The sequence below is a fragment of the Zoogloea sp. genome, assembly GCF_017302315.1.
Taxonomy (GTDB): Bacteria; Pseudomonadota; Gammaproteobacteria; order Burkholderiales; family Rhodocyclaceae; genus Zoogloea.
On record NZ_JAFLDT010000002.1, the window covers coordinates 1 to 23,926 of the forward strand.

A 23,926-nucleotide genomic window follows, 5' to 3' on the forward strand; every position below is an offset into this window, starting at 1 on the left:
TGTCAGTGGCCGATCCACGGCAGGGGCGGCGCGACCAGACGCCGGGTGCTGCCCTCGACGGCGCCGAAGCGGGGGTTGCCGGCTTCCCAGTCGCGCTGGGCGGCGGCGATGGCTTCCCGGCTGTGACCGACGAAGTTCCAGGCCATCAGCACCGGCTGGGCGAAGGGCTCCCCGCCGATGACGAGCAGGCGGGTGCGGGCGGCGAGTTCCAGATGGAGGCTGTCGGCGCCCGGCGCGAAGCGGGCAAAGGCATCGCTGTCGAAGGTCTCGTCGCCGATGCGCAGGCTGCCTTCCAGGGGCAGGATGCCGTATTCGAAGCCGGGGTTGAGGGGCAGGGTCAGCCGGGCTTCGCCGTTGCTGCAGATGTCGAGCCCGATCAGGGGCGAGTGGAGGCGCGCCGGTGACTGGTGCTCGCCGTGGCGCCCGGCCAGCAGGGTCAGGGTGCAGTCATCCTGTGTCCAGCGGGGCAGGTCCGGGTGATGTTCGAAGGCGGGCGGGCAGTCGGCGTGTTCCGGCGGCAGGGCGATCCATAGCTGGGCGGCGTGCAGGCGGCGGGCGTCGGGCAGGGAGTCTTCGGTGTGCACGATGCCGTGGCCGGCGGTCATCAGGTTCACCTGCCCGGGGCGGATCACCTGCTCGCTGCCCAGGCTGTCCCGGTGCAAAACTTCGCCGTCGATCAGCCAGGTGAAGGTCTGCAGGGCCGTGTGCGGGTGGGCGCCCACGTGCATGCCGCCCCCCGGGGCGAAATCCACCGGCCCGGCGTGGTCAAGGAAGCACCAGGCGCCGATCATGCGGCGCTCGCGGGTGGGCAGGGCGCGGCGCACGTGCAGGCCTTCGCCCAGGTCGGCGCTGCGCGGGGTGATGCGTTCGATCGGCTGCATGGGGTGTCTCCTTCGGGCAGTCCGGTATGGAGGGGGCGGGCGGCCTATTCGTTCCGCAGCAGGGGGCGGGTCTGCCAGTTGTAGCGGATAGTGAGCATGCGCACCACGAAGAACAGGGCGATGGTGGCCCAGGCGGCGGGCACGGTGGCCACGCCGAGGGCCAGGGTCAGTGCCAGGAAGGCCAGGCTGGCCAGCAGCACCACCAGGGCGAAGAACTGGCCGGGCTGGAGGATGAAGGGAACGTCGCGGACGATCACGTCGCGCAGCACGCCACCCCCCACCCCGCTCACCGCCCCCACCAGCACCACCCCGGGCAGCGGGATGCCGGCCCCCAGGGCCAGCTGCATGCCCACCACCGCAAAGGCCGGGGTGCCGACGGCGTCGATGGTGCTGACCAGCTTGTCCACCACCGGCAGATCGGCAATGCGCTGGTGGAGCAGGGCGATGAGCAGGGTGGCCAGGGTGATCAGCGGTAGATAGACCGGATCGGTGAGCACCGGCGGGGTGCGCTGCAGGAAAAGCCCGTCGCGCAGGATGCTGCCGCCCACCGAGGTGAGCAGGGCCAGCACGAACAGGCCGACGATGTCGCAGCGCTTGCGCAGGGCCACGATGGCGCCGGAGAGGGCCCAGCTGAAGGTGGCCAGGTAATCGAAATAGACCGGGACGTGAAACTCGGCGGCCATGGGCGTCGGCTCCGCGCTGGCCTAGCGCCGTTGTCTCAGGTACAGGGCCTCGACTTCGGCGCGAGCCCAGGGGGTGCGGCGCAGAAATTTGAGGCTGGACTTGATGCTCGGCTCGAACTGGAAGCAGCGGATGTTCACCTGGTTGCCCAGGCTGTCCCAGCCGTAGCGCTCCACCAGTTCGGTGAGCATGCTTTCGAGGGTGATGCCGTGGAGGGGGTTGTTGGGCTGATCGGTCATGGCGGCGTGTTCGTGGGCGGGCGGCGGGAACTTTGATCCTGTTTGCACGCTCTGCCAAGGGGGGGCGACAATCCCCCGTTGATATTGCGAGTGGCCCTCTTGCTGCGGTCGTGTCCACATCCTGCTGCTGATCCCCTGCTGCCTCTCCAGGCGATGGCAGGCAGCTTCGCGCCCCTGTGCCGGCACGTGGCCTTCTCTCCCTGCCCGTTGCTCCCGGCGCCGTTGCCCCCAGCCCTGTGTAATGCGTGGGCCTCCGGGCCGCGCCACCTGCCGTCCGCATGTTCTCCATCGTTTGTCTGCGAGGGCGTCATGCGACGCTCTGGCTCGCTGCAGGATTCCTGTGTGGTCCTTGTTGCCACGTCAGGGCGATGGCTTTACCGTGTGACGCGGTGTCCGGAAGGAGAAGAGGCATGGAAGTGCGCATGGCGTCCACGGACGCCGAAATAGCGGGCTGTTTTGCGGTGATGAAGGTGCTGCGTCCGGATCTCAACGAGGCCGGTTTCGTTGCCCGGGTCCGCCGCCTGGCCCTGGCGGGCTATGGTCTGGCCTACGGGCTTGAAGGTGAGCGCGTGGCGGTGGTGGCGGGGTTTCGCCTCGGCGACAGCCTGGCGCGGGGGCCTTTCCTTTACGTCGATGATCTCGTTACGGCACCCGAGCTGCGCTCGCGCGGCTATGGGGCGGCCATGCTGGCGTGGCTGCGCCAGTTTGCCCGGGACAGGGGTTGCACCCGGCTGCACCTGGATTCCGGCCTGCAGCGCACCGACGCCCACCGCTTCTACGAGCGTGAGGGCATGCGCAAGTCGGCCTTCCACTTCTTCGAGCCCTTGCCCCCTGCCGACGGGCAGGCCTGAACCATGGGCCTGCCGGTGCGCTCCCGCCGGGGCGCCGTCCTGACCGTAGTGGCGGCGGGATGACCTTCACGTTAACCCGGACGGTCCCATGCCTCCTCGCGTGCTAAGGTCGCCCGCTCGATTCTGAAAGGAGTGGGCATGTCCCCGAGTTTCCGGGACGGCTTGCGGGAGGGCTTCCTCGCCTTCCTGCCCCTGTCCGTCGGCCTCATCCCGTGGGCGCTGGTCACCGGTCTGACCATGTCCGGGGTTGGCTTCACGCCGCTGCAGGCGATGGGCATGAATGTGATCGTGTTTGCCGGCACGGCCCAGCTCGGCACCCTGCCGCTGATCGCCGCCGGCACGCCGGTATGGCTGATCGTGATCACCGCCTTCGTGCTCAACCTGCGCTTTATCATCTTCAGTGCGGCCCTCGCCCGCGGCTTCCGTGGCGTGCCCCTGGGGGCGCGCTGGCTGTCGGGCCACCTGCTCACCGACGGGGCCTTCGCCACCTGCCTGGAGAAGATGCTGTCCCATCCTGACCCGCAATGGCGCCTGGGTTATTACCTGGGGCCGTCCCTGTGGTCCTGGCTGCTGTGGCAGGTCTTTGCCTTCTGCGGGGTGATGGCGGCGGGTTCCATCCCGCGGGGCTGGTCGCTGGAGTTCATGGCTACCATCGCCCTGATCGTGCTGCTGGTGCCCATGGCCCGGGTGCGGCCGATGCTGGTGGCGGCCCTGGTGGGCGGCGGCCTGGCGGTGGCCCTGCGCGGCATGCCCCTGCGCCTGGGGGTGATCGTGGCCATCGTCGCCGGTATTGCGGCGGGCTTTGCTGCGGAGAGTTGGCGCGGAAAGGACCTGTCATGAACTACGACTGGACCCTGTGGGGCCTCTTTATCCTCCTTGGCCTGGCCACGACCCTGCCACGGGCCAGCTTCATCGTGCTGGGTGAGCGGGCGGCGCTGCCCGAGTCCCTACAGAAGGCCTTGCGCTACGCCCCGGCCGCGGCGCTGGCGGCCATCGTGGCGCCGGACATCTTTGTGTCGGGTGGCGAGCTCACCGTGCTCAGCCCCCGGCTGGCGGCGGCCGCAGCCGCGGTGCTGGCCGCCCTGGTCTTCCGCAATCCCTGGCTGCCCTTCATTGCTGGGATGGGGGTGTTGTGGGGGTTGGAGAGGCTGCTTTCGGCTTGGATGGGGTGAGCCCTTGCTGGGTGGGGTGCTGGTGTTTGGCGTATCGTTGGCCGGGTCTCGCCCCGGCGGGCGATCTTCTTCTTTGTTGTACGACAAAGAAGAAGGCAAGAAAACGTACCCCGCTGTCGCGCCCCCTTCGGGGGTTCCCGCCCACGGCCGGGTGTGCAAACCCGGCCGTGGAAAAATCCCGGCCGATGTAACGTCAAGCAACGGAACGCCCGCAAATAAGGGCTCAAGCCTTGCCTGTCGAGGTGAAAACGCCTCCCAGCGTTAACGCGAACATCGCCTTGCGTAATGCCGGATCAATCTGATCCCGCTGCACGTCCTGGCCGGGGCCTGCCCGGTCAGGACCTTAGTCCCGCCGTTTCACCGCCCAGGCCGCCATGGCCACACCGGCGAGGATCATCGGCAGGGACAGCCACTGGCCCATGGACAGGCCGAAGGTGAGCAGGCCGAGGAAGTCGTCGGGCTCACGGCCGAATTCGGCGATGAAGCGGAAGGCGCCGTAGCCGATCAGGAAGACGGCGGAGATCAGGCCGCGGGGGCGGGGTTTGGCGGAGAACCACCACAGGATCAGGAACAGGCTGACCCCTTCCAGTGCAAACTGGTAGAGCTGGGAGGGGTGGCGGGGCAGGGCGTCCACCTGGGGGAAGACCATGGCCCAGGGTACGTCGGTAACCCGCCCGACGAGTTCGCCGTTGATGAAGTTGCCCAGGCGCCCGGCGGCCAGCCCCAGGGGCACCAACGGAGCGATGAAGTCGGTGACGGCCAGCCAGGGGCGATCGGTCTTGCGCCCGAACAACCACATGGCTACCAGCACGCCCAGGAAGCCGCCGTGGAAGGCCATGCCGCCCTGCCACACCGCCAGGATCTCGGCTGGGTGGGACAGGTAGTAGAGGGGCTTGTAGAACAGCACGTAGCCCAGCCTGCCGCCCAGGATCACCCCCAGCACGCCATAAAACAGGAGGTCGTCGATCTGTTGGGCATTCCAGCCCAGTTCGGGGCGGCGCCGGGCGTGGAGACGCCCGAGGAGCACGAAGAGGATGAAGGCGACCAGGTACATGAGGCCGTACCAGCGTACGGCCACGGGGCCGAGGGAGATCGCGATGGGGTCGAACTGGGGATGGACGAACATGCCTGGACTCACTGGAACTGTTTGCGGAAGGCCTCGAACTCGTTGGTCAGCCATTCAAGCTGCTGGCGCAGGCGGCGGACTTCTTCTTCGAGCTCCCCGACGCGGCTGCCCCGGGGGGGGCCGCTCTCGCCGATTTCGAAGGTTTGCTGGGCGGCGGCTTCTCCGCTCATGAGGTGGGTGTAGCGGGCTTCCTTGGTGCCGGGGGCCTTGGGCAGTTGAAGTGCCATGCCCTTGTCGTCCAGGCGTTCGAGCACGTTCTCCACGTCGGCGGTGCTGTTGAAGGTGTGCATGCGCTCGCAGCGGGCGCGGATCTCGCCGATGGTCTGTGGGCCGCGCAGCATCAGGATGGTGAGCACGGCCTGCATCGGGGGGGTGAGGGAGTGGCGCAGGCGGATCTGGTGTTCCCATTTGGCAACGCGGGCGCCGGCCTGGTGCCGCTGGGTCACCAGGCCACGCTCGACCAGACGATGGAGGGTGGTCAGCACGGTGGCTTCGGACAGGTTCATCACCGGTTCGCGGCCGGTGAGCTGGTTGCAGCCGGTGAGCAGGGCATTGACCGACAGGGGATAGGTGTCGGGGGTGACGAAGGACTTTTCAATGAGAACCGCGAGGACGCGCACCTCGAAGTCGTCCAGATCGAAACCGGAGCGGGTTTCAGGTGCGGCGGCGGGGACGTCGGGGGCGGTGTCGGTCATGGCGGGCTTCCGTTTGTTGCGAGGGCGCAATGATAGCCGACGCAGTGCGTCGGCCGGATGGCAAGGCGGTTCGGGCTTCGCCGGACAGGCTTAGAGGGTGTGAATAAATCTGCTGCGCGACCCGATTTCACCCCTGCGATGCTCAACGTAGCCTTGTACGGCTGCGCTTCTCGGGGCGAACTCGAAGCGCTCGCTACGATTTCTTGACACCCTCTCAGTTGGCGCCGTGACACTTCTTGTATTTGCGGCCGCTGCCACAGGGGCAGGGGTCGTTGCGGCCAACCTTGGCTTCTTCGCGGACGATGGGTTCGCGCAGGGCGCCGAGGGGGATGGGGGGCAGCTCCACCGGCGGCATGTGGTGGATGTGGGGCCAGATGGCAATTTCCGGCATCAGATCGTCGATCAGGCCGTGGCCGGCTTCGCGTACGGCGGCCAGGGCTGCGGCGGGGCTGCGGCGAATGTCGTGTTCGAGCTGGGTGGCGTCCACGTAGCCGTCGTCGATGAGTCCGGCGGTGAACCATTCGCGGATCAGGGGGAGGTGTTCGGTGGCGCCGAGATCGGCCAGGTGGGCTGCCACCGGGTCAATCAGGGGAAAGTCGTTGTTGTGTTCCGGGTTGTCCCGGAGGGCCTGGGCTTCGCGGGTGCCGAAGTCGGCCAGGAAGTCGATCACCGGGCCCCGGCTGCAGTGACCTTCAAGGGCGGCGAGCGTCATGGCTTCGAGGGCGGCGGCACGGGCCCAGGTACTGGCGGCGTCATCATCGGCGAGGCGGGTCAGGGGGGTCAGGTCGCCGTCGCAGGTGGAGGCCAGGGCGCGGCCGTAGCTGTCGTGGACCAGTTGGCCGAAGACGGTGTCCACCCGGCTTTCGTCCAGGTGGCCGAGTTCGGCGAGGGGCCGGTAGGCGCGGCTGTCGCGCCAGCGGGCCAGGAGCAGCATGGCATACAGGTGCAGCACGTAGCCGTCGGCCTGGGCCGGTGCAGGGTCGCTGGCCAGGGCGTCGAGTTCGGCGATGAGCAGGGGGGCGATCTCGTCCCTGCGGGTGTCGGCGAGTTGCAGTTCGGCAAGGGGCAGGGGGTTCGTCAGGTGTTCCAGCCGGGGGCGGAGGGCAGACCAGAGTTCGGACATGGGCGTGGGCAAAGTGGGGATGGCGATCAGTGTACTGGAACGCCGTGCGCCGCTGCGGGTTGTGGTGGCCGGGGCGTGCGGGCGTGCGAGTCAGTCTGCCGTGGGGCGTGATTGCGCTTTTGGGACGCCCGCCGTACCCCGTGTACGGCGGCGCTTCCCGGAGGCAACCCGAACCGCGCGTTGCGATGGCATTTCGTGCTTTCAGTGGGGGAGGCTAAGAGCCAGTTCGGCACCCGTGACCGGCCGGCTGAACAGGAATCCCTGGGCCTGGTGGCAGCCGACTTCCTGCAGTAGCGCGAGCTGCCCCACATTTTCGACCCCTTCGCCGATCAGTTCGAGCCCCAGGCTGCGCGCCAGGGAGGCAATGGCGCGGACGATGGTGGCGGCTTCCTTGCTGCGCTCCATCTGATAGACGAAGCTGCGGTCGATCTTGAGGGTGCGCACGGGGAAGCGCATCAGGTAGGCGAGGGATGAGTAGCCGGTGCCGAAGTCGTCCACCGCGACCCGGATGCCCCGTGCGCGCAGGGCTTCCAGCACGGCGGCAGAGGCGTCCGGGTTGTCCATGAGGGCGCTCTCGGTGAGTTCAAGCTCCAGCAGCGCGGGATCGAAACCCGCTTCGTCGAGGGCCGCGGTGACGTCCTGGAGCAATTCCACGTCGCGGAACTGGCGGCTGGAGAGGTTGAAGGCAAGGCGCAGTGTGGGTTGTCCTGCGCATTGCAGGGTACGAACCTGGCGCAGGGCCTGACGCAGGGCCCAGCGGGATACGGGCACGATCATGCCGTTCTCTTCGAGCAGAGGGATGAAGTGATCCGGCGGAACGGTGCCATGGGCGGGTGAGTGCCAGCGCATCAGGGCCTCGACGGCAATCGGGCGCTGGGTGCGCGTGTCGATGATGGGCTGGTAGACGACGGCGAATTCCTGATTGTCGAGGGCGCCTCGGATGGCCGCTTCGAGGGTCAGGGTGCGCATGGCGCTGGCGTCCATGGCCGCTTCGAAGAAGCGGAAGCTGTTGCGCCCGCCCTCCTTGGCCCGGTACATGGCCAGATCCGCCCGCATCAGCAGTTCGTCAGGGGTGAGGCCGTCTCCCGGGTAGAGGGCGAGGCCGACGCTGACGCTGACGAAGAGGCCCTGGGGAGGCGTTACCGGAAAGCAGGGGGCGAAGGCATCGAGCACCTTGCGCGCGACTTGCTCGACTTCATCGGGATTGCCCACGCCTTCCTGGATCAGGATGAATTCGTCGCCGCCGAGGCGGGCGACGGTGTCGGTGGCGCGCAGGCACTGGCGCAGCCGGCTGGCGGCTTCGATCAGCACCCGGTCGCCGGCATTGTGGCCGAGGGTGTCGTTGATGAGCTTGAAGCGGTCCAGGTCCACGAACTGCACGGCAACCCCCTTGCCCAGGCGATGGGCGCGCTGGATGGCCTGGGCGAGGCGGTCATGGAGCAGGCTGCGATTGGGCAGGCCGGTGAGGGCATCGTAGTTGGCCAGGTATTCGAGGCGGCGTTCGGCGGCAATGCGTTCGGTGACGTCCTTGCCGGTTGCCACGAAATGGCTGATGGTTTCGTCGGCTCCCCGTATCGGGCTGATGGTCTTCTCTTCGTAGTAGAGCTCGCCACTACTGCGCCGGTTGGTGAACACGCTGCGGAAGGATTCACCGCGGCCGAGGGTGCGCCACAGTTCACTGTAGAAGGCGGGCGGATGCATGCCCGAGGCGAGGATGGAAGGGCGGCGGCCGACGATGTCGCCAGAGCGGTAGCCGGTGATGCGCTCGAAGCCCGGGTTGACGTACTCGATAATGCCATCGGAGCGGGTGATCATGACGGCATCATCGGTCTGTTCGATGGCGCGGGCAAGGATCTGGGCGACGGGAGTGGCGCCGCAGTTGAGGTAGGGTGCGTCGACCGGGCTGGCGGTCTTGCCTTGGGAAAGCCCGGTTTCCGGCCGGCCGTTGGAACTGGCGATCATGCTGCCCCGCTTGGAGTGGCCGCCGTCCTGGCAGAGTACGGGCTGCGAGAACCTTGGCAACAGTCAGTCTGGGGCGGGGTCCGGGCCCGTGGTGCCGTCGCCGTGAGGGACGACCATGGAATGTGCCGATTTACGGCGGGAATGCCTATGTCTTTAGGGTGGCGCCGCGATTGCCGATCAATTCGTGGGCTACCTCGCCAAGCTTGCGCCGGCTTGACCGGGCCTGGCGGCGCAGGAATTCAAAGGCACCCGCCCGATCCAGGTCGAGCAGGACCATCACCATGCCAGTGGCGATACTGATGTCCCTTTCCTGATTGAGGGCGGTCTGCAACTGGTCGCAGGTGGTGCGGAGGGCTTTCAATTCCGTTCCGCGGGCGATGGCGGTGGCGATCATCGGTATCAGCTGACACACATCCACCGGTTTCATGAGGTAGGCGAGGGCACCCTCAATGATGGCATTCTGGAGGCAGTTCCCATCGGTGCAACTGGAGAGCACGATGAAGGGCAGCTGAAATTGCTCCCGCAGCGTGCGGGCGAGTTCATGCTGCATGATGCACGGGAGCGGTTCATCGAGGATGGCGAGGTCGAAATGGGCTTCCCCGCGCAGAGCGAGTGCGTGGCCTGTGTCTGTGGCGCAGGTCAGCTCGTAGCCCTCTGACTGGAGGCCGAGATGCAGGGCTGTGGTGAACGTGGCGTCATCGGCAATCAGCAGAATGCGCGGCCGGCCGGGGGTGGAGGTATCGACGCTCATGACGGGGCTCGATTGATGGCCGGGCGGTGAGGCGGATGGTGCAGGGGCCGTACAGGGTGGCTGATGGGCAGGGGCCGGCGAAGACCGGTACGGTGCCGTACGGCGCTGCTGCGCCCGGAGGAGGGCGGAATGGAGCTTGCCTGGTGAGGTGCCCCCGAGCTACGAGATCCCATGTATTGCCTGCGATGCGGTTTGCCATCGTCGGCGCGGGGGCTGGGCGCCTGATGTAATCTTCCGGAATGTGTTGCGGTCGGTGTTCCTGGGGGAGGCCCCCTGCCGAAGTGTCCGTTTACGTGGTACTCATCATACCCCATAGTCTGCCCGCGGGGGCGCCACGTCGCAGGCTTCCTTCCAGACTGGGCGCGGCTCTCCGGTATGCTCAGGGGATGGGTCGGGGCTTCAGTTGTCTGGTCAGATAGCGACCCGTGTGACTGGCGGGGTTGAAGGCCAGTTCCTCCGGCGAGCCGGCACCGACCACCATGCCGCCCCCGTCTCCCCCCTCGGGACCCATGTCGATGAGCCAGTCGGCGGTCTTGATGACGTCCAGATTGTGTTCGATGACGACGATAGTATTGCCGTGGTCGCGCAGACGGTGGAGTACCGAGAGCAGCAGCTCGATGTCGGCAAAGTGCAGGCCGGTGGTGGGTTCATCAAGAATGTAGAGGGTGCGCCCGGTATCGCGTTTGGACAGCTCCAGGGCCAGCTTGACGCGCTGGGCCTCGCCGCCCGACAGGGTGGTGGCGCTCTGGCCGAGGCGGATATAGCCAAGGCCGACCTGCATCAGGGTCTCGAGCTTGCGGGCGACAATGGGCACGGCGTTGAAGAAGGCCAGGGCCTGCTCGACCGTCATCTCCAGCACTTCGTAGATGGTCTTGCCCTTGTAGCGGATCTCCAGGGTCTCCCGGTTGTAGCGCTTGCCGTGGCAGACGTCGCAGGGCACGTACATGTCGGGCAGGAAGTGCATCTCCACCTTGATCAGGCCGTCGCCCTGGCAGGCTTCGCAGCGCCCGCCCTTGACGTTGAAACTGAAGCGTCCGGGGCCGTAGCCACGGGCCTTGGCTTCGGGTACGCCGGAGAAGAGGTCGCGGATGGGGGTGAGCAGGCCGGTGTAGGTGGCCGGGTTGGAACGCGGGGTGCGGCCGATGGGGCTCTGGTCCACGTTGATGACCTTGTCGAAGTGGTCCAGCCCCTCGATGCCGGCGCAGGGGGCGGCTTCGATGCTGCTGCCGTTCACGTGGCGGGCCACGTGGGCGTAGAGGGTGTCGTTGATGAGGGTGCTCTTGCCCGATCCGGAAACGCCGGTGACGCAGGTGAATAGTCCCACCGGGATGTCGACGCAGGTATCGCGCAGGTTGTTGCCGGTGGCGCCCTTGATGCGCAGCATGCGTTCGGGGTCGGGGCGGTGCCGGGTGGCGGGTACGGCAATGCTGCGGGTGCCCGACAGGTAGGCTCCGGTGAGGGAGTCGGGGTGGGCGGCCACGTCTTCCGGCTTGCCTTCGGCAATCACCCGCCCGCCGTGTTCGCCGGCACCGGGGCCCATGTCAACCACGTAGTCGGCCATGCGGATGGCGTCCTCGTCGTGCTCGACGACGATCACGGTGTTGCCCATGTCGCGCAGACGGCGGAGGGTGTCGAGGAGGCGGTCGTTGTCGCGCTGGTGCAGACCGATGGAGGGCTCGTCGAGCACATACATGACACCGGTAAGGCCGGAGCCGATCTGGCTGGCCAGGCGGATGCGCTGGGCTTCGCCGCCCGACAGGGTGTCGGCGGAGCGGTCGAGGGACAGGTAGTCGAGGCCGACGTTGATCAGGAACTGCAGGCGGCTGGAGATCTCGGAGACGATCTTGTCGGCCACCTGACCCCGCTGGCCGGTGAGGCTGAGGCTGTCAAAGAAGGCCTTGCACTGGCCCAGGGGCAGGCGGCTGATCTCGGAGAGGTTGCGACCCCCGATCAGCACGAAGCGCGCCTCGGTGCGCAGGCGCGTGCCGTGACAGGCCGGGCAGGGTTGGTTGGCCCGGTATTTGGCCAGCTCCTCGCGCACGGCCAGGGAGTCGGTTTCCTTGAAGCGCCGTTCCAGGTTGGGGATGATGCCTTCGAAGGCATGCTCCTTGAGCACGGCCTTGCCGCCGTCGGACAGGTAGCGGAAAGCGATCTTGTCCTTGCCGGAGCCGTGCAGCACCACTTCGCGGATGGCTTCCGGCAGGTTCTCCCAGGGGGTCTCGATGTCGAAGCCGTAGTGGCTGGCGAGGCTGGCGAGGAGCTGGAAATAGAACTGGTTGCGCCGGTCCCAGCCGCGGATGGCGCCGGAGGCCAGGGACAGCTCGGGGTGGGCGACGACACGGGCGGGGTCGAAGAAGTCCACGTGGCCGAGGCCGTCGCACTTGGGGCAGGCGCCCATCGGGTTGTTGAAGGAGAACAGGCGCGGTTCGAGCTCGGCCAGGGCGAAGCTGCACACCGGGCAGGCGAACTTGGCCGAGAACAGGTGTTCGGTGCCGCTGTCCATCTCGACGGCAATGGCGCGGCCCTCCGCATGGGTGAGGGCGGTCTCGAAGGACTCGGCGATGCGGCCGCGCAGATCCTGGCGCACCTTGAGACGATCCACCACTACCTCGATGGTGTGGCGCCGGGCCTTGTCGAGGGCCGGCAGGTTGTCGAGCTCATGGACGATGCCATCCACCCGCACCCGCACGAAGCCCTGGGCACGCAGCTCGGCAAACAGATCGGCCTGTTCGCCCTTGCGGCCGCTGACCACCGGGGCGACGATCATCAGCTTGGTCTCTTCGGGCAGGGCCAGCACCGCGTCCACCATCTGGGAGATGCTCTGGGCCTCCAGGGCGTGCTCCGGGTGGTCGGGGCAGTGGGGCGTGCCGGCGCGGGCGTAGAGCAGGCGCAGGTAGTCGTGGATCTCGGTGACCGTGCCCACCGTGGAGCGCGGGTTGTGGCTGGTGGCCTTCTGTTCAATGGAAATGGCCGGCGACAGGCCCTCGATCAGGTCCACATCGGGTTTCTCCATCAACTGCAGGAACTGCCGCGCGTAGGCTGACAGGCTCTCCACATAGCGACGCTGGCCCTCGGCGTAGAGCGTGTCGAAGGCCAGCGAGCTCTTGCCGGAGCCGGAAAGCCCGGTGATCACGGTGAGCTTGTTGCGCGGAATGTCGAGCGCGATGTTCTTCAGGTTATGGGTGCGGGCACCGCGGATTCGGATGGCTTCCATGGGGCGTTCGGGGTGGGGGCAACCTGTTAATATACGCCTCTTGCCCCTCCCCACGCAGCAGCTTCGATGGCTTCTTCCGACACCGACAAGATGAGCCCGGCCGAGCGTCGCGCCGGCGTTTCGCTGGCCGCGATCTTCGCCCTGCGCATGCTCGGCCTGTTCTTGATCCTGCCCGTCTTTGCGGTTCATGCCCGCGGCATGCCGGGCGGTGACAACGTGGCGATGGTCGGTATGGCCATCGGCGCCTACGGGCTCACCCAGGCTTTCCTGCAAATTCCCTTTGGTGCCGCCTCCGACCGTTTCGGACGCAAGCCGGTGATCGTCTTCGGTCTGCTCCTGTTCATTGTCGGCAGCGTCGTGGCCGCCCTCGCCCAGGACGTGCAGACGGTCATCATCGGCCGGGTGTTGCAGGGTGCCGGTGCCATCTCGGCAGCAGTCACGGCCCTGGCTGCCGACCTCACCCGCGACCAGCACCGCACCAAAGTGATGGCCATGATCGGCTCCTCCATCGGCCTGGTGTTCGCCCTGTCGATGGTGGCTGCGCCGCTGCTGTACGCGTTGATCGGCATGGATGGCCTGTTCTGGCTTACCGCTACGCTGGCCGTCGGGGCCGTGTTCACGGTGCTTTTCGTCGTACCCGCCGCACCGCCGGTGCCCCGGGCCGTCGGGCGCTTCTCCGAGGTGCTGGGCAATGGCCAGCTGATGCGGCTCAACTTCGGTGTCTTCGCCCTGCATCTGATGCAGACCGCCATGTGGGTGCTGGTGCCGGCCGGCCTGGTGGCCGCCGGGCTGCCGATGGCCGAGCACTGGAAGGTCTATCTGCCCGCGGTGCTGCTGTCTTTCGCAGTGATGGTGCCCGCCATCATCATGGCCGAGAAGAAGGGGGCCATGAAGAAGGTGTTCAACTCGGCCATCGGCTTGCTAATTGTCGTCCAGGCCGGTTTGTACCTGACGGGAAGTGCGGGGCTGTGGCCGCTGGCCATCCTGCTGACGCTGTTCTTCGTTGCTTTCAATGTGCTCGAGGCGACCCAGCCGTCATGGATTTCGCGGATCGCGCCTCCCCATGCCAAAGGCACGGCCTTGGGCATTTACAATACATTGCAGTCCGTCGGGCTGTTTCTGGGCGGCGTCCTGGGTGGGTGGCTGGTCCAGCACGTGGGGGCGGGCGCGGTATCCCTGCTGGGGGGCGGTCTTGCCCTGGTCTGGTTGATCCTTGCCTCGGGCATGGTTCCCCCGCCGATCCGGCGTCCTGCTGCCGCCTGATTCCGCCCCAAGAATTTTTCAGGAGAGACATATGGCTTCGGTCAACAAGGTGATTCTTATCGGCAACCTGGGCAAGGACCCGGAAACCCGCTATGCCCCGAGTGGCGACGCGATCTGCAACATCACCCTCGCCACCACCGACACCTGGCGCGACAAGGCCAGCGGTGAGAAGCGCGAGGCCACCGAATGGCACCGGGTGGTGTTCTTCGGCAAGCTTGCCGAGATCGCCGGTCAGTATCTGCGCAAGGGGAGCGCGGTGTATGTCGAAGGCTCCCTGCGCACGCGCAAGTGGCAGGACAAGGATGGGCAGGATCGCTACACCACCGAAATCCGTGCTGACGAGATGAAAATGCTGGGCAGCCGCCAGGGCATGGGCGGCGCGGATGCCCCGTCACGCAACGAAGGCAGTTTCGCGCCTGCTGCGGGTGGCGGAGGCCGGGATGGCGGCTACGGCGGTGCTCCGGCCCCCGCTCCTGCTCCCGCCGGTGCATCGGCCCCAAAGAAGCCGGCAGGGGGTGGTTTTGGTGATTTTGACGACGATATCCCATTTTGAGATATTGTCGTCAATTGAAGGAGATGCCGGGGCAAAGTCAGCGCCCCGACACCACCGGCTTAGCTGGTAACATCGTTCAACACTGACTCGTTCTTTATGCCCTATTGAAATGGCCGCCACGCCCGAATCTCCTGAAAAGGAATATTGCAGCACCTCCGAAGCCGCCCAGCGCTTGGGGCTTTCCTTGGGCACTGTCCAGCAGATGGTCGAGAACGGCCAGTTGGAAGGATGGAAGACTGCCGGGGGGCATCGGCGCATCCGAGTGAGTTCGATCGAAGAGTTCCGTGCCCGTTCCATGGCGGGTGGTGGGCAGAGTGCGCTACGGGCTGCAGCAGGTGTCCTCCAGGTGCTTGTGGCGGAGGACGATCGCATCCTGCAGAAGCTCTATGAGCACACTTTTTCCACCTGGGCTTTGCCTCTTCAGGTGCGCATGGTGTCCAGCGGGATTGATGGTCTCCTTGAGATCGGCCGTGTTCCGCCTGACTTGCTGATCACCGATCTGCGCATGCCGGGCATTGACGGGTTCGAGATGATCCGTCGCCTGCGGGCCGACCCCCAGCTGCAGGATCTCGACATCGTGGTGGTCAGCGGACTTACTGAAGACGAGATCGTCGAGAACGGTGGCTTGCCGGCTGATGTGATCCTGTACAGCAAACCTGTCCCATTCCGTGAACTCAAGGGCTACGTCCAGGCCAAGATCATGGCCCTCCAGCGACGCGGCCGGGCCACCTGAACACGCATCACGCTTTTCACCTGCCGTTCGGCAGGTCTTGCTGAATCTGATCTTCCGCTGATTCTCCTTCCCCTGCCCGTCGGCCTGGCCGGCAGGGGCTTGCGTCCATCTCCCTGTTTCACGGCGAGCGGTCTGTGAAATGACGTGAAGCCTGCATTCAATATATCCGTATCCAGTGATGCCCTCCGCCTCCCTGGAGTCGGATTTCGCACTGTTTCATAAAATTTCGTGAATTCCCCAGGCATTTTTACGCAGTCCTCCGGCGCGCTTCTGCGCTAAATTCAGTAAAAAATATCGATTTGGCAATATGCCGTTCAAAATCTACCTTTGTTGTAGAATTTGACGTAACTGTTAATTTCTGTCTTGAGACATTGCCTGTTCGGCGTGCCGTCAAGTGTCGCCTACCACTGCATCCGCGCTGGAATGCACCCGAGGGCCAGCCTCATGTTCTGCAAGCTCGAGCAAGAATCCTTGTCGCGTATGGGGCGGCAATTCGGTCAGCCCCTTGGAGATGACGACGTGGGAGATCCCGTTTCTGAAGCCGCGATCACCGGGGCTGCCCTGGTTCGCCACCTGGACGATGTGCGTTTCGCCACCCTTCGGGCCCTGCGTCAGCTCCTGCGTGCCCTGGATGCCGAGAGGATTGCCATCGGTCTGCTCAGTCCGGACGGCGAGAGGATCAAGGAAGAGCTCGTGTGGGTCAGCGGCTTTGGCCGCTGCGGCGAGTCGGAGCGCGTGGTGTCGTGCGCGTCCTTCAGTGATGAGTTGCGCATCTGGCTGGCTTCCCGGGAGGATTCCGTCAGCATTGGCATCGATGCCCGCTCTCCGGCGTGGCACGAACTGCCCTGTGATCAGCTATTGCTGGTGCGGGGCGGCCCGACCGAACGCGCCCAGCCGTGCCCGGTACTGGTGGCCCAGCTTCGTGGGGGTACCCGCCTGCGCGAGCCGGCGGCCCAGGCTATCTCGATTCTGCTCAAGGAATATGTCGTGCGGCGGGCCTCCGCAGCCCAGAACTAGCCCCCGGGCTTGCCTCCGCAGGTGTGACGAAGGCGTCGCCGCACAAGGGAGGCGGTGAGCGTCGGAGGGGTGAAGCCGGGCCGCGCAGTCTATGTGCTCACACGCACTCAGGCGCGGGGCTGGTGGCACGGTCATGGGTCTGCCGCTGGCGCCAGGCTTGTGCTTCAGGCAGGGCAAGGCATTCCGCCAGATGCGCGCGCGCCGCTTGGAGGTGTATTCGCGCCGCCTCGCCGAGGCCTTCGCCCAGCTCGAAATGATCGCCGCGGATGCACAGCACGAAGGCCGGTGGCGTGACCGGTCGAAGTTGCGCGTGCACCTGCAGCACCGCCGATGGGGTCAGGGCATGGGTGGTGATGGACATGCCGGCGGAGGCGCTCACCTCGTAGAAGCCGAAGGGGGCGGGTGTGCCGGTGCCGGCGTCAATGAACAGGGCCAGATCGTGGCCGTCAAGGTCCAGGGCATGCTCGATCTGTAGCTGGAAGTCGGTCACCAGGGTGACCCCGGGCAGACTCTGTGTTTCGAGTTCGGCCATCAGGAGCGGGCCGAGGGCGTCATCGCCCCGGGAAGGGTTGCCCACGGCGAAGATCACCAGGGACATGGCCTCAGCCTCCGTGGGCAACCCGGTCCGCCAGGCTGCCGTCGGCGGTCAGCAATTCCACCACCAGCGGCATCTTGCCCAGAGCGTGGGTGGCGCAGGACAGGCAAGGGTCGAAGGCGCGGATGGCCACCTCGATGTGGTTGAGCAGCCCCTCGGTGAGCTGGCGCCCGTCCAGATAGCGGCGCGCCACTTGGCGCACGGCCTCGTTCATGGCCTGATTGTTGTGGGTGGTGGACACGATCAGGTTGCAATAGCTCACCAGGTCGTCGTCGTCCACCCGGTAGTGGTGGATCAGGGTGCCCCGGGGCGCTTCGATGATGCCGACGCCTTCGCGCCCCTTGGTGCCCTCGTTCATGCGCTGGTTGGAGAGCAGGTCCGGATCGTCGAGCAAGCTGCGGATCACCTCGGCGGCATGGAGCATTTCGATCATGCGGGCCCAGTGGTAGGCCAGCGGGGCGTGCACCGGCTCGCCTTCGCCGTGGGCGATGAAGGCCTGGCGCTCGATCTCGGCAAGCGCGCTGGGGATGAAGTCACAGTTCTGTACCCGGGCCAGGGGGCCGACCTTGTACCAGCCACGGGCAGGGCCGAGATCCTTCATGAAGGGGAACTTCATGTAGCTCCAGGACTTCACCTCCTCGACGATGTGCTGCTCGTAGTCGGCGCAGGGGATGCCGTCCCTGACGATGTGGCCGCGGGCATCGCGCAGGCGCAGGTGCCCATCGTAGAGGTCCATGGCACCGTCGGCCCGCACCAGGCTGAACAGGTGGCTGCGGAACAGGCCGAACTCGTCGTACAGGGCGCGGTCACTTTCGTGCAGCCGCCGGGCAAGGTGCACCGCGTCGCGGCTCCAGGCGATCATCTGGTCGGCGTCGGCGAGCAGCTCGTCGCGTTCGGCGGCGGTGAGTGACTTGTTCACACCGCCCGGCACTGCCCCGGTGCCGTGCACCCGCTTGCCGGCGGTGATGCGGATCACCTCCTGGCCAAACTTGCGCAGCAGCACCCCCTGCCGCGCCACCTCCGGATGCGCCGCCGCCACGCCGACGATGTTGCGTTGCTGGACGGGTGACTCGAAGCCGAAGAGCAGGTCGGGGGACGACAGATGGAAGAAGTGCAGGGCGTGGGACTGGAGGATCTGCCCGTAGTGCATCAGGCGGCGGATCTTCTCGGCCGTGGGGGTGAGGGTGAGGGCACCCACCACCGGGTCGAGGGCCTTGGCGGCGGCCAGATGGTGGCTCACCGGGCAGATGCCGCACAGGCGTTGCACCATCACCGGGACTTCCCAGTAGGGCCGGCCCTGGATGAATTTCTCGAAGCCGCGGAACTCGACGATATGCAGCCGCGCCTCCTTCACGTGGCCGGCTTCGTCGAGCAGCAGGGTGACCTTGCCGTGGCCTTCCACCCGCGAGACGGGGTCGATGGCCACCCGGCGCAGGCCTTCGCGGTTGACGGCGGTTTCCAGTTCGAAGCTCATGGTATGAACCTCAGTCGTAGTGCAGCAGGCCGCCGGTCAGGCGCGGGGTCCGGCCGGCGATCAGATCGGTGAGGAACTTCCAGATTGCCGGCCCCGAAGGCGGGCAGCCGGGCAGGAAGTAGTCGATGCGCACCACCTCGTGGATGGGCCGCACCTTGTCGAGGGGCAGGGGCAGCTCCGGGTCGTTGGGGATTTGGCCGTTGGCGATGCCGGGGCGGAACTGATAGACCTCGCGCAGGCATTCGGACAGGGGCAGGTGGTTGCGCTGGGCCGGCAGGCCGCCATTGACGGCGCAGGCACCAAGGGCGATCAGGGTCTTGCAGTTGCGGCGGAAGGCGCGCAGTACGTGCACGTTCTCGGCATTGCACACGCCGCCTTCTATCAGGCCGATGTCGCAGGGCCCCACTTCCTTGATATCGGTGAGGGGCGAGCGGTCGAACTCGATCAGCTCGACCAGTTCGAAGAGGTGCTCGTCGATGTCGAGAAAGGACATGTGGCAGCCGAAGCAGCCGGCCAGGGAGGTGGTGGCGACGCGCAGCTTGCGGGCGGGGGCGCTAACTGGACTACCTCCGCCCTCTCGGGCTGCGGTGCGAGCGCCTTCGGGCGGCCGGGCGGGGCTCATGATTCCTCCTCCTTGAGCTTCTGGCTGCGGATACTGGCCGCGTCGTAGGTGCGCTCGCCGATGGGTACGGCAAAGCCGGGGCCCTTGTGGAGAATCACACCCACCGGGCAGATGTGGGCTGCCAGATCGTCTTTGCTGAAGTCCGTGTCGGCCAGTCGGCCCGATTCCGCATTGACCACCAGGTGCTTGTTGATGCCTCTGCCCGTGAGGGCGAACACCGACTTGCCGTCCACGTCGCGGCTGGCGCGCACGCACAGCTCGCAGAAGATGCAGCGGTTGAAGTCGAGCAGTACGTCCGGGTGGGAGGCGTCCACCGGGCGGTCGGGGTAGAAGTGGCGGAAGCGCGAGGTGAGCATCTCGTACTCGTAGCCCAGGGCCTGCAGCTCGCAGCTGCCGCTCTTCTCGCAGGAGGGGCAGAAGTGATTGCCCTCCACGAAGAGCATCTGCAGGAGGGCGCGACGTTCGCCGTTCATCTCGGGGGTATTGCTTTCCACCTCCCAGCCTTCCTTGGCCGGCGTGGCGCAGGCCGAAACATGGCGACCGGCGGCCTTGACGATGCACAGCTTGCAGCTACCGTGGGCGGGAAAATCCTTGTGCCAGCACAGGCTGGGGATGTAGTGGCCGGCCTTGCGGGCGGCTTCGAGGATGCTCTGGCCGTCCTCGAAGGGCACCGGCTGACCATCGAGAAGGAACTGCTTGCTCATGATGTGCCCTCCTCGTGGGTGTGCAGGTGTGCGCCGGGATCATCCCGGGCGGTGAGCTGACGGGCTTCGGCCAGGGCGGCGTCCAGGTCGAAGGCGGGCTCGAAATCCAGGGACACCAGCCGCCGCTCGTAGGCCGGACGGAATTTCTGCAGGGTGTCGATCACCGGGTTGGGCGCGGCGCTGCCCAGGCCGCAGTGGCTGGCGTTCTTGAGCAGGCGGTCGAGCCAGTCGATGTCGGCGAGGTCGGCCTGGGCGCCATGACCATCGGCCAGCTTGTCCATGAAGCCCTTCAGCAGCGCGGTGCCAACCCTGCAGGGCGTGCAGAAGCCGCAGCTCTCATGGGTGAAGAAATGGACGAAGCTGCGTGCCACCTCGAAGAGGTCGCGGGTGCCGTCAAAGATCATGAAGGCACCGGCAGTGGGTACATCTTCATAGGCGATGCGGCGCTGGAACTCATAGCCCGCCAGGCAGATGCCGGAGGCGCCGCCCACCTGCACGGCCTGGGTGTCACTGGCGCCGCAGTCCTCCAGCACGCGGGCGATGGAGACGCCGAAGGGGTATTCGTAGATGCCGGGCGCGGCGCAGTCGCCGGAGATGGACAGCAGCTTGGTGCCGGCCGACTGGGCGGTGCCGGTGGCGGCAAAGGCCTCGCCGCCCTGGAGGGCGATGAGACAGGTCTTGGCCAGGGTCTCCACGTTGTTCACCACCGTCGGTCGACCCAGGTAACCGCAGGTCACCGGGAAAGGCGGGCGGATGCGGGGTGTGCCGCGCTTGCCCTCCAGCGATTCGATGAGGGCGGATTCCTCGCCGCACACATAGGCGCCTGCCCCCAGGTGGATGCGGATGTCGAAGTCGAAGCCCGGCTCGTGGAGGATGCGCATGCCGAGAAGACCCTCGGCCCGGCGTCGGGCGAGCACGGCTTCCAGTTGCGGCAGCAGGTGGCTGTACTCTCCACGCAGGTAGAGAAAGCCTTCCGAGGCACCCACTGCCCAGGCGGCGAGGGTCATGCCCTCGAAAACCAGGTCGGCGTAGGTATTGAGAAGGACACGGTCCTTGAAGGTGCCGGGTTCGCCTTCGTCGGCGTTGCAGACGATCACCTTGGGCTCGCCGGGGGCATTGCGGGCACTGGACCACTTTACGGCGGTGGCGAAACCGGCACCGCCACGACCGCGCAGGTTGGACGCCTGCATCTCGGCCAGCCAGCCGGCCCGGCCACGGGCGATGGCACTGGCAAGGGCCGCTCCGGGCTTCATGTCCAGGTTGAGGAGCGCGTCCCGACGCCGGATGTTGTCGTCGATATGGAAATACTCCGACGGCCACTGGGCCAAGGGGCGTTGCTGACGGATGAGCTCGGCAATCTCATTGATGCGCCGATGGTTTAGCTGGCCGATGGCGCGCCCATTGACGAGCATCGCGGGCCCTTGGTCGCACAGTCCGGTGCAGGAGGTGGCGTCGATGCTGACCAGGCCGTCTTCGGAAAGCTTGCCGGGTTCGATCCACAGCTTGCGACACAGGGCATCCATCAGCTCGGCGTTGCCGAGCATGCGGTCGGTGATGTTGTCGGAGAACAGAACCCGAAAGCGTCCGGCGGGGCGGGTGTACAGGAAGCTGTAGAACCCTGCCACGCCCTCGACCCGTGCGCGGGGCAGGTGGAGTGCCCGGGCAAGGTAAGTGAGTGTTGGAGCGGGGAGCCAGCCTTCGAGTTGCTGGGCATTGATGAGGATCTGCAGCAACTCGGTCGGGCGATGGCCGTGGTGCTGCAGGATGCCATCAAGGGCTGAGCAGGGGGTGGGCGCTTGCGTGTGCACGGACTTCTCCAGCAGGGACGACGTCGCGAGTATGCGCCGGGCCGGAGATGCGTACTTGCGCTAGATCAGAAGAGGTGCGCGGTGGCTCAGGGGGGCGCGGCGCGGCGCCAGCGGCCCAGTTCCGGAAACAGGCGGGGGCTCGCGGCCACCACCAGCAGGGTGATGAGGCCGCCGCCCACAACCGCCGGTACGGGGCCGATGAGTGCGGCGAGGAGGCCGGATTCGAGGGCGCCGAGTTCATTCGATGAGCTGATGAAGACCCGGTTCACCGCGGCCACGCGGCCCCGTAGGGCGTCGGGGGTGGCCTGCTGGATGACGGTCTGGCGGATCACCACGCTGATGCTGTCCAGCCCGCCGAGCAAGGTCAGGGCGGCGATGGAGAGCGGAAAATGGGTGGAGGCGCCGAAGACAAGGGTCATCAGACCGAAGCCGCCCACCGCGGCGAGGAACAGGCGCCCATCCAGCGCGACACCAAAGCGGGCGATGGCCAGTCCTGCGACCGCAGCACCCACTGCCGGGGCGGTGCTGAGCAGGCCCAGGCCTGCCGGTCCCACCTGAAGAATGTCTTTGGCGTACATGGGCAAGAGGGCTACCGCCCCGCCAAAGAGCACGGCCAGCAGATCGATGGACATCACCGCGAGGAGGAGGCGGGTACGCCGGATGTGGGTGAAGCCGGCCAGCATCTCGCTGAGACGCCCGGCGCCTCCGGGCAGTGTCTTTGTGCCACGGGAGCGCTGCCGGATGGCGAGGGCGGCAAGCAGCGCGATGAGGGTGAAGACGGCATTGGCCGCATGGATGGGGAGGGCTGAATGGAAGAGCGCCAGGCCCAGGCCGGCCAGTGCCGGTGCGGCCATGGAGGCCACCTGGTGCAGGGAACTGGCCAGGGCGATGGCCCGGGCCAGTTGTGCCGGTGGGACGAGGGTGGGCATCAGGGCGTCCCGGGCGGGCCGGTTGAGGATCTGGGCGCAGCCGGAGAGCACCAGGGCAGCGTAGGTCCAGGCCACGTCCAGGTGCAGCCAGGCCGCACCCGCCAGGAGCAGGGCTGCGCAGGCGCCGAGTGCCAGGCTGGTGACGATCACGCTGCGTCGTTCGAAGCGGTCTGCAACCTGGCCGGCGGGCAGGAAGAACAGCAGGATGGGCAGGAACTGGGCCAGCCCCACCAGGCCCAGGGCCAGGGATGAGCCGGTCTGCTCATACACCGACCAACCGACGGCGACGCCCTGGCCGAAGTGGACCAGGGCGCCCATGACACTGATCAGCAGGTAGAGCCGGAAGTCCCGGGGCAGTGCGGCCTTCACCCGGTGGCTCAGCCCGTGACCGCCCGGCGGATGCGGGCCAGGCCTTCCTCGAGGCGGGCTGGCGGGCAGCCGAAGTTGAGGCGCACGAAGCCCGGCAGGCCGAAGTCCTTGCCGTCGGAGAGACCCACGCCAGCCTGTTCGAAGTACCGGGCGGCGTTGTCGATGCCCTTGGCGGCCAGCCAGTCGCGGCAGTCGATCCAGGCCAGGTAGGTGGCTTCCACCGGCGTGGTGGACAGGCCGGGCAGGGTGTTGATGGCTTCGACCACCCGGGCGGTGTTGCTGCGCAGGGTGGCGATGAGGGCCTCGCGCCAGGGGCCGGCATCCCGGTAGGCGACTTCGGTGGCGGTGAGGCCCAGTACATTCACGTGGGGCACGATGCCGGCCATGGCGCGCTTGTAGCGGGCGCGAAGGTTGGCGTCGGGGATGATGGCAAAGGCGCAGTACAGGGCCGGGATGTTCCAGGTCTTGGACGGTGCCATCAGGGTGAAGCTGCGGCGGGCGACGCTTTCATCCAGGGCGGCGATGGGGATGTGCGGCGTGGCCGGGTCGAGCACCAGGCCGCAGTGGATCTCGTCGGAGCAGATCACCAGATCGTGGCGCTCGGCCAGGGCGGCGATGCGGCCGAGCTCGTCCCGGTCGAAGACACGACCCACCGGGTTGTGGGGGTTGCACAGCATGAACAGGCGTACCCCGTCGGCCACGGCGGCCTCGGTGGCGGGCCAGTCCCACTCCCAGCGCTGGCCGCTGTTCACCAGGGGCGTGGTGACCAGGCGCTGCTCGAAGTTGGCCGGGGCGTGCAGGAAGGGCGGATACACAGGGGTGGCGGTGAAGACGCCGTCACCGGGTTGCCCGACGGCCCGCACCGCCACGTTGAAGCCGGTGACCACCCCCGGCAGCCACACCAGCCACTCGGGCTGGATGCGCCAGGCGTGGTCCCGGGCGATGCCTTCGATCACCGCCTCGAGCACCGCGGGCCAGGGGTCGGCATAGCCGAAAACGCCATGGTCGATGCGCGCACGGAGGGCCTCCAGCACGGCCGGGGGCGCGGCAAAGTCCATGTCGGCCACCCACATGGGGATCACGTCGCGGCCGGCGTAACGGCGCCACTTGATGCTGTCGGAGCCGGCGCGATCCGGCGCGGTGCTGAAGTCGAAGGGCATCAGG

At 66.8% G+C, this 23,926-nt stretch carries 23 protein-coding genes; 7 read left to right on the forward strand and 16 right to left on the reverse strand.

Annotated elements, in window-relative coordinates:
- Positions 1–2 precede the first annotated feature (2 nt).
- The 3 genes from J0L98_RS00875 to J0L98_RS00885 are packed head-to-tail and all read right to left on the reverse strand — an operon-like array spanning position 3 to position 1,801.
- Positions 3–881 (reverse strand): pirin family protein, encoded by an 879-nt coding sequence (locus tag J0L98_RS00875; protein ID WP_296409424.1) that lies wholly within the window; start codon positions 879–881, stop codon positions 3–5.
- 44 nt (positions 882–925) lie between these two features.
- Positions 926–1,564, reverse strand: a complete 639-nt coding sequence (locus J0L98_RS00880; RefSeq protein ID WP_296409426.1) for a TRIC cation channel family protein — start codon at positions 1,562–1,564, stop codon at positions 926–928.
- A 21-nt stretch (positions 1,565–1,585) separates the two neighbouring features.
- Positions 1,586–1,801: a VF530 family protein gene (locus tag J0L98_RS00885; protein WP_296408937.1), complete on the reverse strand. Its 216-nt coding sequence runs from the start codon at positions 1,799–1,801 to the stop codon at positions 1,586–1,588.
- 410 nt (positions 1,802–2,211) lie between these two features.
- Between J0L98_RS00885 and J0L98_RS00890 the strand changes: the two genes are divergently transcribed.
- The 3 genes from J0L98_RS00890 to J0L98_RS00900 all read left to right on the forward strand — a co-directional run bounded on the left by J0L98_RS00890 (position 2,212) and on the right by J0L98_RS00900 (position 3,824).
- A complete protein-coding gene (locus J0L98_RS00890) occupies positions 2,212–2,652 on the forward strand; it encodes a GNAT family N-acetyltransferase (protein ID WP_296409429.1) in 441 nt (146 codons plus the stop codon).
- Between the two features lie 138 nt (positions 2,653–2,790).
- Positions 2,791–3,492, forward strand: coding sequence for an AzlC family ABC transporter permease (locus J0L98_RS00895; RefSeq protein WP_296409431.1), 702 nt, complete (start codon positions 2,791–2,793; stop codon positions 3,490–3,492).
- The gene (locus J0L98_RS00900; protein WP_296409432.1) at positions 3,489–3,824 is read left to right on the forward strand and encodes an AzlD domain-containing protein; all 336 of its coding nucleotides are present in this window, start codon (positions 3,489–3,491) and stop codon (positions 3,822–3,824) included. The genes J0L98_RS00895 and J0L98_RS00900 overlap by 4 nt, the downstream gene beginning before the upstream one ends.
- 343 nt (positions 3,825–4,167) lie before the next feature.
- Here J0L98_RS00900 and lgt read toward each other — a convergent pair whose 3' ends face one another.
- The 6 genes from lgt to uvrA form a co-directional block, all read right to left on the reverse strand.
- Positions 4,168–4,950: a prolipoprotein diacylglyceryl transferase gene (gene lgt, locus J0L98_RS00905; RefSeq protein ID WP_296409434.1), complete on the reverse strand. Its 783-nt coding sequence runs from the start codon at positions 4,948–4,950 to the stop codon at positions 4,168–4,170.
- A gap of 8 nt (positions 4,951–4,958) precedes the next feature.
- The gene (locus tag J0L98_RS00910; RefSeq protein ID WP_296409436.1) at positions 4,959–5,645 is read right to left on the reverse strand and encodes a YceH family protein; all 687 of its coding nucleotides are present in this window, start codon (positions 5,643–5,645) and stop codon (positions 4,959–4,961) included.
- 214 nt (positions 5,646–5,859) lie between these two features.
- Positions 5,860–6,768, reverse strand: a complete 909-nt coding sequence (locus J0L98_RS00915) for a DUF1186 domain-containing protein (protein ID WP_296409438.1) — start codon at positions 6,766–6,768, stop codon at positions 5,860–5,862.
- A gap of 201 nt (positions 6,769–6,969) precedes the next feature.
- Positions 6,970–8,730, reverse strand: coding sequence for an EAL domain-containing protein (locus tag J0L98_RS00920; RefSeq protein WP_296409440.1), 1,761 nt, complete (start codon positions 8,728–8,730; stop codon positions 6,970–6,972).
- Positions 8,731–8,875: 145 nt separating this feature from the next.
- The gene (locus J0L98_RS00925; protein ID WP_296409442.1) at positions 8,876–9,481 is read right to left on the reverse strand and encodes a response regulator; all 606 of its coding nucleotides are present in this window, start codon (positions 9,479–9,481) and stop codon (positions 8,876–8,878) included.
- 379 nt (positions 9,482–9,860) lie between these two features.
- Entirely contained in the window at positions 9,861–12,695 is a 2,835-nt protein-coding gene (gene uvrA / locus J0L98_RS00930) for an excinuclease ABC subunit UvrA (RefSeq protein WP_296409444.1), read from the reverse strand.
- A 90-nt stretch (positions 12,696–12,785) separates the two neighbouring features.
- Between uvrA and J0L98_RS00935 the strand changes: the two genes are divergently transcribed.
- The 4 genes from J0L98_RS00935 (at position 12,786) to J0L98_RS00950 (ending at position 16,261) form a co-directional block, all read left to right on the forward strand.
- Entirely contained in the window at positions 12,786–13,958 is a 1,173-nt protein-coding gene (locus J0L98_RS00935) for an MFS transporter (RefSeq protein ID WP_296409597.1), read from the forward strand.
- 31 nt (positions 13,959–13,989) lie between these two features.
- Positions 13,990–14,511, forward strand: a complete 522-nt coding sequence (gene ssb, locus J0L98_RS00940; protein WP_296409445.1) for a single-stranded DNA-binding protein — start codon at positions 13,990–13,992, stop codon at positions 14,509–14,511.
- Between the two features lie 109 nt (positions 14,512–14,620).
- On the forward strand, positions 14,621–15,244 hold the full coding sequence (locus tag J0L98_RS00945) for a response regulator (RefSeq protein WP_296409448.1): 624 nt from the start codon (positions 14,621–14,623) through the stop codon (positions 15,242–15,244).
- Positions 15,245–15,763: 519 nt separating this feature from the next.
- Positions 15,764–16,261, forward strand: coding sequence for a hypothetical protein (locus tag J0L98_RS00950; RefSeq protein ID WP_296409450.1), 498 nt, complete (start codon positions 15,764–15,766; stop codon positions 16,259–16,261).
- 97 nt (positions 16,262–16,358) lie between these two features.
- On the opposite strand, the gene J0L98_RS00955 is transcribed toward J0L98_RS00950, so the two are convergent.
- From J0L98_RS00955 to J0L98_RS00985, 7 genes are all read right to left on the reverse strand, one after another.
- Positions 16,359–16,859 carry a hydrogenase maturation protease gene (locus tag J0L98_RS00955; protein ID WP_296409451.1) on the reverse strand — a complete coding sequence of 167 codons (501 nt, stop codon included), beginning with the start codon at positions 16,857–16,859 and terminating at the stop codon, positions 16,359–16,361.
- A gap of 4 nt (positions 16,860–16,863) precedes the next feature.
- A complete protein-coding gene (locus J0L98_RS00960; RefSeq protein WP_296409453.1) occupies positions 16,864–18,330 on the reverse strand; it encodes a Ni/Fe hydrogenase subunit alpha in 1,467 nt (488 codons plus the stop codon).
- Positions 18,331–18,340: 10 nt separating this feature from the next.
- The gene (locus tag J0L98_RS00965) at positions 18,341–18,823 is read right to left on the reverse strand and encodes an NADP oxidoreductase (RefSeq protein ID WP_296409598.1); all 483 of its coding nucleotides are present in this window, start codon (positions 18,821–18,823) and stop codon (positions 18,341–18,343) included.
- Positions 18,824–18,948: 125 nt separating this feature from the next.
- Entirely contained in the window at positions 18,949–19,656 is a 708-nt protein-coding gene (locus tag J0L98_RS00970; RefSeq protein ID WP_296409455.1) for a 2Fe-2S iron-sulfur cluster-binding protein, read from the reverse strand.
- Positions 19,653–21,422 carry an NAD(P)H-dependent oxidoreductase subunit E gene (locus tag J0L98_RS00975; protein WP_296409599.1) on the reverse strand — a complete coding sequence of 590 codons (1,770 nt, stop codon included), beginning with the start codon at positions 21,420–21,422 and terminating at the stop codon, positions 19,653–19,655. Before J0L98_RS00975 ends, J0L98_RS00970 begins: the two co-directional genes overlap by 4 nt.
- Before the next feature lie 128 nt (positions 21,423–21,550).
- Positions 21,551–22,762 (reverse strand): MFS transporter, encoded by a 1,212-nt coding sequence (locus J0L98_RS00980; protein WP_296409457.1) that lies wholly within the window; start codon positions 22,760–22,762, stop codon positions 21,551–21,553.
- Positions 22,763–22,770: 8 nt separating this feature from the next.
- Complete coding sequence (locus J0L98_RS00985) at positions 22,771–23,922, reverse strand: PatB family C-S lyase (protein WP_296409459.1); 1,152 nt, start codon at positions 23,920–23,922, stop codon at positions 22,771–22,773.
- Positions 23,923–23,926: the final 4 nt, after the last annotated feature.

Bases quoted from the DNA above. Each gene is read 5' to 3' on its own strand.
- J0L98_RS00925 (WP_296409442.1), bottom strand. From the start codon at position 9,481: ATGAGCGTCGATACCTCCACCCCCGGCCGGCCGCGCATTCTGCTGATT.
- J0L98_RS00885 (WP_296408937.1), bottom strand. From the start codon at position 1,801: ATGACCGATCAGCCCAACAACCCCCTCCACGGCATCACCCTCGAAAGC.
- J0L98_RS00920 (WP_296409440.1), bottom strand. From the start codon at position 8,730: ATGATCGCCAGTTCCAACGGCCGGCCGGAAACCGGGCTTTCCCAAGGC.
- uvrA (WP_296409444.1), bottom strand. From the start codon at position 12,695: ATGGAAGCCATCCGAATCCGCGGTGCCCGCACCCATAACCTGAAGAAC.
- J0L98_RS00960 (WP_296409453.1), bottom strand. From the start codon at position 18,330: ATGAGCTTCGAACTGGAAACCGCCGTCAACCGCGAAGGCCTGCGCCGG.
- J0L98_RS00895 (WP_296409431.1), top strand. From the start codon at position 2,791: ATGTCCCCGAGTTTCCGGGACGGCTTGCGGGAGGGCTTCCTCGCCTTC.
- J0L98_RS00880 (WP_296409426.1), bottom strand. From the start codon at position 1,564: ATGGCCGCCGAGTTTCACGTCCCGGTCTATTTCGATTACCTGGCCACC.
- J0L98_RS00945 (WP_296409448.1), top strand. From the start codon at position 14,621: ATGGCCGCCACGCCCGAATCTCCTGAAAAGGAATATTGCAGCACCTCC.
- J0L98_RS00875 (WP_296409424.1), bottom strand. From the start codon at position 881: ATGCAGCCGATCGAACGCATCACCCCGCGCAGCGCCGACCTGGGCGAA.
- J0L98_RS00935 (WP_296409597.1), top strand. From the start codon at position 12,786: ATGAGCCCGGCCGAGCGTCGCGCCGGCGTTTCGCTGGCCGCGATCTTC.
- J0L98_RS00985 (WP_296409459.1), bottom strand. From the start codon at position 23,922: ATGCCCTTCGACTTCAGCACCGCGCCGGATCGCGCCGGCTCCGACAGC.
- lgt (WP_296409434.1), bottom strand. From the start codon at position 4,950: ATGTTCGTCCATCCCCAGTTCGACCCCATCGCGATCTCCCTCGGCCCC.
- J0L98_RS00890 (WP_296409429.1), top strand. From the start codon at position 2,212: ATGGAAGTGCGCATGGCGTCCACGGACGCCGAAATAGCGGGCTGTTTT.
- J0L98_RS00970 (WP_296409455.1), bottom strand. From the start codon at position 19,656: ATGAGCAAGCAGTTCCTTCTCGATGGTCAGCCGGTGCCCTTCGAGGAC.
- J0L98_RS00915 (WP_296409438.1), bottom strand. From the start codon at position 6,768: ATGTCCGAACTCTGGTCTGCCCTCCGCCCCCGGCTGGAACACCTGACG.
- J0L98_RS00900 (WP_296409432.1), top strand. From the start codon at position 3,489: ATGAACTACGACTGGACCCTGTGGGGCCTCTTTATCCTCCTTGGCCTG.
- J0L98_RS00965 (WP_296409598.1), bottom strand. From the start codon at position 18,823: ATGTCCTTTCTCGACATCGACGAGCACCTCTTCGAACTGGTCGAGCTG.
- ssb (WP_296409445.1), top strand. From the start codon at position 13,990: ATGGCTTCGGTCAACAAGGTGATTCTTATCGGCAACCTGGGCAAGGAC.
- J0L98_RS00910 (WP_296409436.1), bottom strand. From the start codon at position 5,645: ATGACCGACACCGCCCCCGACGTCCCCGCCGCCGCACCTGAAACCCGC.
- J0L98_RS00955 (WP_296409451.1), bottom strand. From the start codon at position 16,859: ATGTCCCTGGTGATCTTCGCCGTGGGCAACCCTTCCCGGGGCGATGAC.